This is a genomic window from Bacteroidales bacterium, assembly GCA_018334875.1.
Taxonomy (GTDB): Bacteria; Bacteroidota; Bacteroidia; order Bacteroidales; family UBA12077; genus JAGXLC01.
The window spans coordinates 1-13,371 of the sequence record JAGXLC010000091.1; the positions used below are offsets into that span (position 1 = coordinate 1).

The following is a 13,371-nucleotide window of genomic DNA, read 5'->3' on the forward strand; positions in this document are numbered from 1 at the left end:
AACACTTCCCGATAAGCATTGTTACCCGACTCGTGTCTGCCGACAGCCACTGAGATATCAAAATGGTAGATAAGCCCTACCTCGCAATCCTGCCAGTCGATCTGGCCCTGGGTGGGCCTTGGCAGATCTTTTCCTTCGTCCGATACTCTTGTGATCCCTTCGCTATTGTTTTCCAGCTTATTTCCATAGGCAGGCAGGGCAGCACCAGTAGCCAGTCCGCCTGCTGTTAAAGCCGTTTTCTTCAGAAATTGTCTTCGTGATTCTTTGTTGTATTTCATAGCATATTGATTTAAGAGTTCTTAATACCTGAACCGACGGTTTGAAGCGTCAAGCACGCCCTCATAATCACCTTTGTCCCATGGCATGGCTGGATTGGGATCATAACCGGGTGCCGCATCTACCTTTGGCATCTTTTTGATCACCTTCATCAGTTCTTTCTTAGCTGCCCGGGCATCCTCGTGGTTGCTGTCGATCAGGTTGTTTTCCTCCCACGGGTCATTCTTCAGGTCGTACAGCTTAACCGGCTTACGCTTGGTATTGACCCACAGCTTCCAGCGTTTGTTGCGGATGACGCGATCATCGAACAAATCTGCAGGTACCACACGGTTATTCTGAAAAGAAGCAGGATGGCCTCCCTGAGAGCAGATCCACTCACGTGGTGAATCGGTGGTTTTACCCAAAAGCAGGGGTGCGATGGAATGGCCATCGACCTGCCATCGCTGGTTGGGCTTTGAACCAGCCAGTTCTGCAAAAGTTGGTAGAATGTCGGTAAAATCCGTCAGGGCAAGGGTAACCTTTCCCTGTGGCACCAATCCCGGACCGCTGACGATGAAAGGCATGGCTGTTCCGGCCTCACTGCGCTGAGCCTTTGCTCCGCGAACCTCACGGCCATCTCTTATGCCCGTTTGCCTATTCATCGTGCCATTGTCAGTGGTGAATATGATGATGGTTTCGTCGCGCAATCCTTCTTCCTCCAGGGCACTCATCAGTCGACCGACCATTTTGTCCATATAACGAACCATAGCCTTAAACTTGCCTTCTGTTCCACTGGCATCCGGTTCGTCGGGGGTTGTCACCAGCGGGCCATGGGTCAGGCACATTGGGTAATAAAGCAGCAGGGGCTTATCCTTATGCTCTATCATAAAATCAATGAGGAAATTGGTGTAGATATCCGGACCAAACTCATCGCGTGTCTGGCTCCGGGTACCATGAACCGTCCCTTCATGGATATAAGGATCCCAATACCGGTGGCTGCTTTTTTCGATGTTGCCACCTTCCCCACCGGTCCATACCGACCAGGCATCGAAGCCTGCCTCATACAAAGCCATAGGTTCGACCCGGAAATCATCTATCTGCCATTTACCTGCAATGGCTGTAGCATAGCCGGCATTACGGAGCAATCTGGCAAAAGAAGCATTGCGCTGAGGGTCAAAATGACAACCACTCCCCCAGCGAGGTACATCCCAGTGATTCGTCCAGCCATTGCGAAAGGGATATTGACCCGTTAACAGGGTGGCACGCGTTGGTGTACATTGGGGCATGCTGTAGGCATTCTCGAAACGCATGCCTGTCTGGGCCAACCGATCAATATTGGGCGTTTCAATCTTTTCAGCTCCATAGCAGGAGATCCATTCCTTGCCCAGGTCATCCACCAGGATAAAAAGGATATTTGGTTTTTCAGGTTTATCCTGTTCAGCTCCTTTCATTAGAGAGGAGGTAAAGAGAAAACATAGGAATCCTGTCATGGCTTTCAGAAAAACGGTCTTTAAATTTCTTTTTTGTTTCATGGTAATGGAATGTTTATATTTTCCACTATAGAATTGCTTCTTATTATTTATAGGATAACTTGAATATCTACTTGCGCTCTTTCAGAGCTTTCCATAATTTGATTTATATTACCCAGGGTTTTCACACCTGGGGTGTAAAAACCCCGGGCTATTATCTTTCGGGGCTTCGCCCCTTGACAGATTTCTTCTTGTTTTTCATGATCATTGGGTCATTTTATTTCTCCGATTAATCTGCATTGGGTATGGATAAATCACATTCCCAGCGAACCAGGTAAGGATTCGGGCCATGTCGCATGGATATTCCCCACTCCACACCGGGACCGTATTCCATATGCTCTGTTAATTCCTTGCGGTATGCACCGGGAGCATTGGGCTTAGGGACCGTTTTAATCCCTGCCTTTTGGCTTTTAAAATCCAATCCATCCGCAGCATACTCAAGTGTTTTGCTTATGGATGCATAGGCTGCAACACCCTCACGATGGGCCCAGATGAACACCTCGTGACTCTTGTCGAGTATCGGATTGCCTTCGTACTTTTTGTAAGGACCTTCAGGCTTATCTGCAAAGGCAACGCCCATCTTTGTCTGAGCCGGGCCGGAACGACCATCAGCCAGGTTCCGTCCCTTGTAATACAACCAAATTTTATCATTGCGTATCAACAAGGAAGCATCATCCACCCGGTAGCTGTCAAAGCTCGTTCCATCAGGATTATAAGGTAGTATTGGCTCAGAACTTACGCGCCTGAAAGGTCCGTCCGGGGAATCTGCCACAGCCACCCCTATGTTGGTAAAATCATTGGTGCTGTTGTTCTCAAAATGATCAAGGCCCGGAGTATGCTTCACTCCGGTATAGTATAGATAATACTTATCCTGGTATTCCAGGATATTGGGCGTAAATACCGCTTGTCCATCAAAAGAGCCTTTTCTGCCTACCCCAAGTGCCTCTCCCTGTTCCTTCCAGGTGTGTCCTTCATCCTTTGATGTGGCATAACAGAGGGTAGCTGTATAGCCGGAAGTTTTTAAATGTTGCTCTTTTTCATCAACATCCTTATGGACTACCTTGCTGTACCATACATAATAGGTGTCATCAACTTTTAGTATATCACTGGGGTCACGGCGTGTTACCCCTTTCTGCTCACCGATGCCGCGGCTACCGTCAGCGTTCTTCCCGGCCAGCTCCTGAAAAATGAATGATTTATTCCTGAATTCCGGCAGTTCAGTATTATCCTGAGCAGCTGCTATATCAATATAAGAGATGGTTAATAATAAAACCGTGTTTAATACATTCAAATATTTGTTTTTCATAATTAAGGAATATTAAGCTCTTATTAAGTTTTGCTACATCTATAGATTAATTAAACAAATTATGTTAAATAGTAAAGGATACCAGATTTTTCAAAGCGAGGATATCCTAACCAGAGGTAAAATTATTCATTTTTTGCTATAAGTTCAGCATTTGATTATAAAGCTCCTTTTACCTCAAATACGGTTGTATATTCGTTGGGCCTTTCCCCTGGAACAGTTAAAATAAATGTATCCTTACTTTGTTTGAATCTGATTTTTGAATCATTTCCCAGCATATTCACTGAACGAATTTTTCCGGGATTATATTCCGAGTTCAAACCCAGGGATGGCAGCTCTATTTCTCCTTTCTCCGGATTCAGCACAAAAATGTACAAAACATCTCCTTTGGTGGTAAACCTTACCTCTTCCGGGCCATATTGAGGACTTTCAATTGTCCTTTCATTGAAGTGCTCACTATTTGCCTGTTCTTTCAATGCCTCCAGATCCGCTTCGCTTACTGCTTCTTTTTCAAGTCGTTTTAGGTACGAATTGAGGTTGTCACCATAAACTTTCCAGGGTTCACACGCATAAATCGCCTTGCTGTTCAGGTTTATCCATTCCCCAATGTCATCAAGGATGGTTTTGTGATCGGGAGGAATGGTTCCGTCGGGCAAAAGTTCCACATTCAGCAACAGGTTGCCGTTTTTGCTGATGATATCGGTCAGCATTTCAATGACTGTTCGGGCATTGTGCCGGACAGGCCTGTCTTCTTTATAAAACCAGCTGTTGAAGGTAAGGGTTCCCTGCCACGGGATGTGGAGGATCTCGTTGGAACCGCCCCGCTCTATATCTTTTACAATGGACGGCTCATTGCTGATCTTACCGGCAATAACCGCATTTATGTCCCCTTCCTTGTTCAGTTTATGGTTAAAAAAAGTACGGCATACTTCCTTTCCATATTTTTTATACGGAAATCCGTGACCATCAAACCAAAGCATGTCTACATCATATTTGGTAACCAATTCCTTGTGTCGCAGCATCCAATTATGCTTTACTCCTTCAACCCATTCCGGTGTTCTTTTTTCGGGTGGCAGTCCATATAGGTCTGCCGGGTCCAGACCTTCCCACCATTTTCCTTTGCCATCAGCTTTGGTCATGTGTCCGTCATAGGGAACACCTTTTTTGAGTCCTGTAGAATCCGCTCCAAAAGCTGGAAGCCACCAATTCAAAAAACGATCGTCATGAGAACTTACGCCGAAAGGCATATCATATTTTTCCGCAGACGCCTCAAATTCTCCAACGATGTCGCGTTTGGGTCCCACATTCACCGAATTCCAAGGATGGTGCGCGGAATTAAAGTTGTCGAAATGGTCGTGATGATTGGCCAGCACCACGAAATATTTGGCGCCGATCTTCTTAAAATACTTCATTAAGGCATCGGTATCCAGATTTTCAGCCTTCCATTCATGGATCACATCTTTAAATCCCTTCTCAGATGGATGCCCATATTTTCCACAATGATAGGGGTAAGCATTTTCTCCCCATGTTTGATCTCCGACATCCCGCATATACATATGCCTGGCGTACCAGCCGCCACCCAGTCTGGGTTCTGTCTGGGCACCCCAATGGGCCCATATACCAAAACGGGCTTCTGTGTACCACTTGGGGAACTCATACTGCTCACCAAGTTCTTTCCAAGTAAGCCCTTTATCCTGAGCATAGCAATTGGTATTGATTGCCGCTAAAAACAGGATGAAAATTACTATTCTTAATTTAATCATAATTAGAAGTATTTATATTTATACATAAAACCATTATTCACTTGCGAACAGGAACGCTCCTGCCTTCACTTTTGTATTGCTCCAGCAACTTTCTAAGAGAATCCACCACTTCCGGATACTGGTCATATAGATTGTCGCTCTCATCAACATCCTGGCTCAGGTCATACAGTTGTATCAGGGGCAATCCCTTCTCCTTTGCGGCCTTGTCGTTTCTCGGCGCACTCCATCCTCCCGATCCCCCGCCGAGAATCAGCTTCCATTTATCCTGGCGGATGGCAAACTGGCCGGCTCCTGAATGATGCACCGTAGCCTCTCTTAGAGGATTTTCATAGGATTCACCCTTAAACAAAGGTAAGAGGTTATAACTGTCCTCTGCTGCATCGCTGGGCGGTTCTTCACCAATAATTGCTGCGGCTGTGGCCATGAAATCGGTCAGGCAAATGGTTTCACCGCTTGTGGTATTCGGTTTGATTTCTCCCGGCCAGCGGGCGATAAAAGGTATACGGTGGCCTCCTTCCCAGATGTCGGCTTTCATACCACGGAAATGATAGCTGGGATCATGTCCGTATTTAAGGACAGATTGGGTTGGTCCGGCCATGTCGGTACCATCGCGGCCAGGTGAACCGTTGTCACTGGTAAAAATAACCAGGGTATTATCGGTAAGTCCCTTTTCTTCCAGGGCCTGCATGACCTGCCCCACAACCCAGTCCACCTCCTGCACATAATCGCCATAGGCACCTGCCTTGCTTGTTCCTTCAAACCTTTCGAGCGGTGCTATGGGCGTGTGAGGCGCCGTAAGAGAAAAATAGAGAAAGAAGGGATCGCCTTCATTCCTCTTAAAAATGGCCTCTTCATTCCGGATGTAGTCGGCAGCCTTTTGGGTAATGGCCGGCAGCACGTCCTTGAGTTTCCATCCTTCGATCATCGGGCCGGGAAATCCAAACATGTCCTCAGGCTTCTCTTCACCCGGTATGCCCACCGTATGATCATTCTCAATGAAGCAATAGGGCGGGAAGTTGGGAACGTCATCCCCGAAATAATAATCGAAGCCCCGGGTTACAGGTCCGTTTTTTATAGTGGCTCTAAAATCAACTTTCTCGCCAAAAGCCAAACGCATTTCCCGCTGATTCCAGTCGCCCATGGTGAGATTCGTCTGCACACCTGTACTATCGGTTAGTTGCCAGTTCCATCCCAAATGCCATTTGCCTATACAAGCCGTGGTATAACCGTGTTGTTTCAGAAAATCACCGATGGTAAGCCGATCGGGTTTAATCAGGGGATTGTCCCAGGGCCAAAGCACGCTGTTCTTAAGCCTGCTACGCCAGTTATATCTTCCGGTCAAAATCCCGTAGCGTGTTGGCGTACATACCGCCGAACTGGAATGGGCATCGGTAAATGTCATGCCTTGCTCCGCCAGCCGATCGATGTTGGGGGTGGAAATCTTTGACTCAGGATTCAAACAGCTCAAATCGCCATAACCCATATCATCGGCCAGAATGAATACCATGTTGGGCTTTCGTTTTTTTGTACCATCCTTACATTGCAAGTTCAGAACCCAGGCAAAAAGGATGAGGACAAAAAACAGGTTTCTAAATTTGTTGTGTTTCATCATTAAAGTCCTTTATCTATTTCAATATCCATTAATCCATTGAGTGAACCTGATCCGGCCAGGGAGCCTTTTTTCCTGAATCTTTATAAACAGGCCGTTGGGCATCCACTTCTCGAAGGTAATTGCCCAGTTTGGCTGCCAGTTCTTTTACTTTTTCCGGGTGTTCCGCTGCCCTGTTATCCAGCTCACGGATATCCTCTCTGATGTTGAAAAGCTCAAAATGCCGGTCACGGTAATAGTAGATCAGCTTCCAGTCATCGCTGCGGATGGTGCTGGTGGTGCCTATACCAGGACCACTAGCCCCCCATTTGTTAGGAAAATGCCAGTACAGATCGCGTCCCATTGCTGTAGTGCCTTTTTGGGTTAGCATGGGCAGAAAGCTTTTACCATCCACTTTTTGCACGGTTGAATAATCATCTACGCCGGCCATTTCAAGTATGGTCGGGAAAAAATCCTCGATGATCAGGTAATCGTCGCAAGTGCTCTGTGGTTCTACTTTGCCGTGCCATTTCACGATCATGGGCACACGGATGCCGCCTTCATAGGCTGAACCTTTTCCGCTGTTCAGGGGCTTATTGTGGGTATGTGGTTCTCCACCGCGGGCATGGGCACTCAACCCACCATTGTCCGACATGAAGAGGATGATCGTATTGTCTGCAATGCCTTTTTCATCCAGGTAGTTCATCAAATCCACCAGGCTTTTATCCATCGACTCGATCATGGAGGCATATTTTGCTTCCGGTTCGGGCAATCCCATTTCCTTATATTTTTTGTAAAACCGTTTATCAGCGTATAAGGGTACATGCACGGCATAGTGCGACATATACAGGTAAAACGGTTCTCCCCGTTCCCGGGCTTTGTCAAGTGCTTCGATGGCTTCCTGGGTGAGGGCTTCAGTGAGAAAGATGGAATCGCCGTGGTATTCTTCCAAACCGGGTACGCCCCATGGAAGGGTATGACCCCCTTTTTCTTTGTTGCCAAAATTTTCGGTACCCAGGTAACTGCCCGGACCGCCGGCGGCATGACCTGCGATGTTCACATCGAATCCGCAATTGATCGGATTGGCGGCCGGCGTACCCATGGCCCCGAAGTGTGCCTTACCACAATGAATGGTAAAATAGCCATTATCCTGCAGGATCTGCGGCAACATGGTTGCATGCACTGTTCTTTCTATGGTATCGGTCGGTTGAATACCATTCACATTCCATTCGGGGAATTCAAGAACCTTGCTTTTTGCATCATTGGAAGCATTTTTACGGAGGGTCCAGTTTGTCACCCTGTGACGGGCCGCATTCATCCCACTCATCAAACTCACCCGCGTGGGTGAACATACAGAAGTAGCATACGCCTGGGTGAACATCATCCCTTCGGATGCCAGCCGTTCCATACCCGGGGTTTGATAACGCTCGTTGAATTTCGTTTTCTCTTTCCAGAACGGAACAGAGGTATCCTGCCATCCCATATCATCTACCAGGAAGAGAATGATGTTGGGCTTTGAAGACTGCTTTTCTGATTGACAACCAGACATTAACGCACTACCTGTCAGAAACCCAAGGGTAGCGATAACCATTTTAAACCAATTTTTCATTTGTGCTATTATTTTTTATTGATGAATCATTTTATTCTGAATAAACCAATTCAGGCTTAAATTCTACTTTACCTCCTCCATCGCCAGGGGCATATATGTCCAAAACTACAAATAATTTACTTTCTGTAGTCATTTGAGCAGTTTGATTCAGGTGAACCTTCAGCCCATCTATGGTCACTAATTCTTCCATGGCCTGATTGCCATTGTAGTACATTTCAGCATTTCGTATTTCAACACCTTCCTGCGATTCAGGTTTAACCGACAAAGTGTACTGGCCGGGTACATGGATCTGGTCACTCAAATCAATCTTCAAACGGAGCTTATTGTCCTCCAGATCTTCGCGTTGCCATTCGGATACAACTCTGGGACGGGCATACACATGCATGTTTTCTTTTTCAGGAGGATCAAAGTTGCTAACAAAATATGCAGATAATGATCGGATCAAAGGAGTGGCAGCTGATTCTGTGACGATAAGCCTCATCGCCTCTATTTCAATCTGATCGAAGTAATCAATCTTTTTACGTCCTACCGAAATGCCGCTGGTCAGTTCCACCCATTTTCCATCGGATAAGCCTTCCAGCCTGTAGCGGCGGATACGCTCCCCTTTCCTGTAATCCTCCATAATAATAGCATGGTTTACAAGGGTAGGCTTATCAAATGTAAGGGTAACCTCGTTTCCCTTTTTTGATTTCACTTCAGCCAGGGGATTACCGAATCGGCGTTTGATCTCTCTGCCAAATTCGCGGTAACGTTCCATATCCTTTTCAGGGATTAATCCCGTTGTATCAGGGGTTGCATTCAGCAGAAGCACTCCGCCATAACCTACAGACTTGTAATAAATATCCATAAGCTGATCGACGGATTTCCTTTTTTTGGCTTTTTCTGGTGACCAGAACCAGTAATGGTCATATAAGGGGGTATCTGCTTCCAGCGGTGCCCAGGCATCGCCGTTTGGAGTTCCGTGTATTTGGGTGGATACGCCGGTCTTCAGATCCTCGCTTTTTACCGTGTTCCAGGCCGGATAGAAAAGTTTTCCCGATTCGGTTCCCGGCCAGCGTATGGTTGCCTGGGGTCCCTGAAAAATCACGGCATTTTGGGCGTGTTTTTCCAGTATATCGGAAACATCAATGACGAGGCTACCGTCGAACCAAACTTCCGTCATCTCACCATAGTTGGTCAGTACTTCAGTAAGCTGTTTCCTAAAAACCTCGTTGTATGCTTCCTGTTTGGAGGGATCTTTTGTTCTGCCCCCACTACCAATACCGGCACCCCATGTTCGGTCGCCGGGATAGATATAAACGCCCAGTTTCAATCCATACTCATTGCATGATTCGGAAAGCTCCTGAAGCACATCACCCTCCCCGTTTTTATAGGGGGTGTTTCTTATACCATAATCTGTGGTTTGGGTCTGCCACCAACAAAAGCCCCCTGTATGCTTAGCCACGAAAATAATCTGTTCGGCTCCCCATGCCATAGCTGCCTCGCACCACTGGTCGGTATTCAGCTTTGACGGGTTGATGCGCTCAAGCGGAACGGAATGGTCGTTTTGCTCTACACCGGCCCAGGTAGCCGGACCAAAATGAATGAACATGATCCGCTCCTGCTCATGCCACTTATATTGCACCTCGGTAGGCTTGGGCAGATCTGGACGATTGCATGTATTCAGGAACGTCAGGAAGATCAAAACGATCCCTAATCGCGATATGATTTTTCTAGAGGAATCAATTCCTCTATGCTTGGTTTTCATTGTTATATAATTTTTTTATTGCCATGGTTTTCGCTCCATTGTTCAGAAATTGAACGTTATTTTATCCATCACAGGCAGTACACCGTTGTCTGTGGTCTGAGTAGTTTTAAATTCAAACTGAAAGCCATAGCCGGAAGGTAAACTGCTCAGGTCAATTTCTGCCGAAGTCTTACTTATCTGTTTTGCAAAGCCGTCAATATAATCGTAGGTTTCCTTCACCTCGGTCCAATCGGTCCAGGTGTCTATTTCTCCATCGTTTGTAGTGTCGACGCCTACCCGGGCAGTGACTTTTTCAACCCACGGACCCGGACTGATAAAGTCGTTCTTGAACTGAGTGATCAAATAGAACCTGCCTTCGGCAAAGCCGATGTCGGGGTCGGGGTGGCCTTTGCCTATGCGGCCACATCTCCGGAAAGGCTTGTATAAGCTTTCTGAAGTAAACCATGCAACACCCATATGGCCTTTGGCCGGATCGAAGTCGCAGAACAGATAATATTGCCCGCCTATGGCAATGGCTGCCCAGTCGCCGAACGCATTCTGTTCCGGCTTGTGGATTTCGTATTTGGCGATATTGGTATCCCAGTCTGGATGCTGTAACCAATGGGGGTGTTTGTATGTTCCGGTGTCACCTGTAGGTTCGGTACGTTCATCAACCGGGGGTTCGAGGATGGTAAAATCATTGATCCCATCGTTACTAACTGCATGGCCTGCTAATGGTGAATCCCACGAATGTTTTCTTGCATTAATGGGGCTCCAATCCTCATAGATGACATGGAATTTGCCTTCCAGATCGCGGATAAAAGCACAGTCGGAACCATCGGAAGGGTCCCGGAAAGCCAAGCCCATGTTTTTCCCGGGTTTGCCGTCGGTTAAATCCTCATCAATATAAAGATGCGGATCCTGGTCATTGGGATAGTCATAATAGATATAAGCCTTCCCGTCGCCATACTCGGCAGTGGTTACCCATCGTGCAAATTCGGGGGTGACCGAACCATGATGCACCCAGTTAACCATGTCGCGGCTCTGCCAGGCGTGGTATCCCTTCTTATGAGGTGCATTGGATCCGGGCGCATTAAACTGATGCGGATCCGGGGTGGTCGTAAGCTCAACATCAAAACCTTCCAGCTTCGCTTCTTTTGGCTGGAAAGATTCTTCCCCTTCAAGAGGACCATAACGACCAAAGATCCAGTAGTTGTTTGGCCCCAGACTCAGAAAAACCGGTGCATCCCGAAGATTGGAGGGTTGTGCGTTAGGTATCGGTTTCCAGTTTTGCCAATCTGGTGACTGGTCAAAAACTATCGATTGCGCTGAGCGCTTCTTATCGAACCGCTTCATTTTGCTTTTGAATGTTGCTTTACTTGAAGTGGGGTGTACCAAACCTTCATTGATCCGTATGTTTTTTGAATCAGCAGCTTGCGCCTCCCATGCCTGCTGCGTATCTATGATCCATTTGTCGTTATCTTTTACTGCTTCCCCTTTCCCAGGTCCGTCATCCGTCCTTTTTGGTCTAACTGCCGCCAATGAAAGCGCAGTGATTGCCAACGCAATGATTAAATGTCTCTTCCTTTTCATCATGATCTTATATTTTTTCATTTTCAAGTTAAGATATTTTACAGTCTGCAATCATATAATGGTTGTTAAAAGTTTTGCAAGGTTTTAGTTATTCATAATTTCTTTTAAACTTCATATTAATTATTTCCAAAGCTCAACTTCAACATCGTTATTCATTTCCTTACCGTCTGTACTTCTGCCTTCCTCTATGTATTCTTCCATCAATGAAGTGAGTTCTTCCACAACTTCAGGATGTCTCTTAATGAGGTTGGTTGTCTCCGAAGGATCCTTCTTGATGTTGTAGAGTTGTATTTTAGGCAATCCCTGTTCAAGAGCCTGCTTATCTCCAGGTGTTGACCAGCCCCCTGAGCCGGCGCAAAAAATAAGTTTCCACCGGCCTTTTCGGATGGCAAAATTACCCTGAATGGAATGGTGCACGATGGCTTCACGGTTGCGATTCAACGACTTGCTGAAAAGTGCAGGCAGGAAGCTGACCCCATCCTCAGAAACAGTCTCAGACAATTGTAAATCCAACAGATCGGCGCAGGTTGCCATAAAATCAACATGACAAATGGTTTCATCCGAAACCGAACCGGGAGCTATTTCTCCTGGCCACCTGGCAACAAAAGGTACCTTATGTCCGCCGTCCCAAATGTCAGCCTTATGTCCCCTAAGCCAGGCCACCGGAAAATGTCCTTGATTTTCAAGATGATCAATATCAGCATTGGGTGAGGTACCGTTATCACTGCTGAAAATGACGAGGGTATTCTCAGTAAGCTCCTCATCATCCAAGGCTTTGAGAATTTGCCCCACAGACCAGTCCAATTGCATAACAAAATCGGCGTGTTTTCCCATACCGCTTTTCCCTTCCCATTCTCTGGAAGGAACAATCGGCCCATGGGGAGCGCTAAAAGGCACATACAAAAAGAATGGCTGTTTATCCGGCCTTTTATGAATATATTCTACTGCTTTTTTAGTTAGGAGTGGCATCATCTCTACAGGTTCAATTTCACGAATGACGCGGTCATTTTTAACAATGGTTTTCATGGCCCGGTGATGATGGAATCCAAAGAAGTAATCAAAGCCCCGTGTAACCGGTCCGTCGGGTATAATCGTGCCTAGTGGAACCCCGGCTGAACGGCCGGATGTATTTTCAGGGCTGATTCTTTGCCCTGTTTCAGGCTCGGCATAGGTATAGTCCAGATGCCACTTACCCACGATGGCAGTATGATATCCCTGTTTCTTCAATAAACCCGCAACGGTCAACCGCTCTGATGCAATCAGCGGAGGATGATCTCCAACCACAACTCCGCTTTGCAGCCGGGTACGCCAACTGTACCTGCCGGTAAGCAATCCGTAACGAGTAGGTGTAGAGACGGAAGCGCCGGCGTGGGCATTGGTAAATCGCATGCCTTCTTCTGCCAAACGCTCGATGTTTGGAGTGGGAATTTTACAATAATCGGGGGCTATCGGACTGACATCAGCATAGCCCAGATCATCAGCAAGGATGTAAACAATACTGGGCTTCTGAGGCTCATCTTGTTCTGAATTTGAAAAACTGCTGAACAGTAAAACTGAAAATCCAAGGGCCGATTGTAAAAAGGTTCTTTTCCACATAATTCTATTATTTTGATGATAAATCATTCTTCTTTTTCTTCTTTGTCCAAATATACATAGAGCATGATCCGGTCTCCCCATTGGCTGGCGGGATTGGACAAAGGCACGTCCAGTTCCACCTTCACAGGATCGGAATTCCTTAAAACCAGTTCTCCCAGAGATACTTTACTGTTATCGCCTTCCCTAGTGAATGAGATTATGGGATTACCCATAGTTCTGAGCATAGTATTTGTCATGGTAATCCCTTTATTTACTCAATATGAAACACCTCTTCCATTTGAGTCCATATTTGATTTTTAGCAGCTGCTGCCGGAAGGGGTATCTGACATGGGTCGGTTTCCTGCCACCAGCGCTGAGTAACGGAATCAGCAGCCATCTTTTTCATGTCTTTCGCATAATCATGGCCGGT

General features: G+C 46.6%; 11 protein-coding genes. All 11 read right to left on the reverse strand.

The window, feature by feature from the left end:
* Positions 1–278: twin-arginine translocation signal domain-containing protein (locus tag KGY70_09355; GenBank protein MBS3775383.1), on the reverse strand; the 278-nt coding region annotated here is incomplete at its 3' end.
* 21 nt (positions 279–299) lie between these two features.
* On the reverse strand, positions 300–1,787 hold the full coding sequence (locus tag KGY70_09360) for a sulfatase-like hydrolase/transferase (protein ID MBS3775384.1): 1,488 nt from the start codon (positions 1,785–1,787) through the stop codon (positions 300–302).
* Positions 1,788–2,013: 226 nt separating this feature from the next.
* Positions 2,014–3,090: a family 43 glycosylhydrolase gene (locus tag KGY70_09365; GenBank protein ID MBS3775385.1), complete on the reverse strand. Its 1,077-nt coding sequence runs from the start codon at positions 3,088–3,090 to the stop codon at positions 2,014–2,016.
* 155 nt (positions 3,091–3,245) lie between these two features.
* Positions 3,246–4,850: an alpha-L-fucosidase gene (locus KGY70_09370; protein ID MBS3775386.1), complete on the reverse strand. Its 1,605-nt coding sequence runs from the start codon at positions 4,848–4,850 to the stop codon at positions 3,246–3,248.
* Positions 4,851–4,887: 37 nt separating this feature from the next.
* The gene (locus KGY70_09375; protein ID MBS3775387.1) at positions 4,888–6,462 is read right to left on the reverse strand and encodes an arylsulfatase; all 1,575 of its coding nucleotides are present in this window, start codon (positions 6,460–6,462) and stop codon (positions 4,888–4,890) included.
* 28 nt (positions 6,463–6,490) lie between these two features.
* A complete protein-coding gene (locus KGY70_09380) occupies positions 6,491–8,029 on the reverse strand; it encodes a sulfatase (protein ID MBS3775388.1) in 1,539 nt (512 codons plus the stop codon).
* Between the two features lie 49 nt (positions 8,030–8,078).
* On the reverse strand, positions 8,079–9,794 hold the full coding sequence (locus tag KGY70_09385; GenBank protein ID MBS3775389.1) for an alpha-L-fucosidase: 1,716 nt from the start codon (positions 9,792–9,794) through the stop codon (positions 8,079–8,081).
* A 42-nt stretch (positions 9,795–9,836) separates the two neighbouring features.
* Positions 9,837–11,369 (reverse strand): hypothetical protein, encoded by a 1,533-nt coding sequence (locus KGY70_09390; GenBank protein ID MBS3775390.1) that lies wholly within the window; start codon positions 11,367–11,369, stop codon positions 9,837–9,839.
* 117 nt (positions 11,370–11,486) lie between these two features.
* Positions 11,487–12,962 carry an arylsulfatase gene (locus KGY70_09395; GenBank protein ID MBS3775391.1) on the reverse strand — a complete coding sequence of 492 codons (1,476 nt, stop codon included), beginning with the start codon at positions 12,960–12,962 and terminating at the stop codon, positions 11,487–11,489.
* 23 nt (positions 12,963–12,985) lie between these two features.
* A complete protein-coding gene (locus KGY70_09400; GenBank protein ID MBS3775392.1) occupies positions 12,986–13,198 on the reverse strand; it encodes a hypothetical protein in 213 nt (70 codons plus the stop codon).
* Positions 13,199–13,212: 14 nt separating this feature from the next.
* The coding region (locus tag KGY70_09405; GenBank protein MBS3775393.1) for an L-rhamnose mutarotase at positions 13,213–13,371 on the reverse strand (159 nt) is incomplete at its 5' end.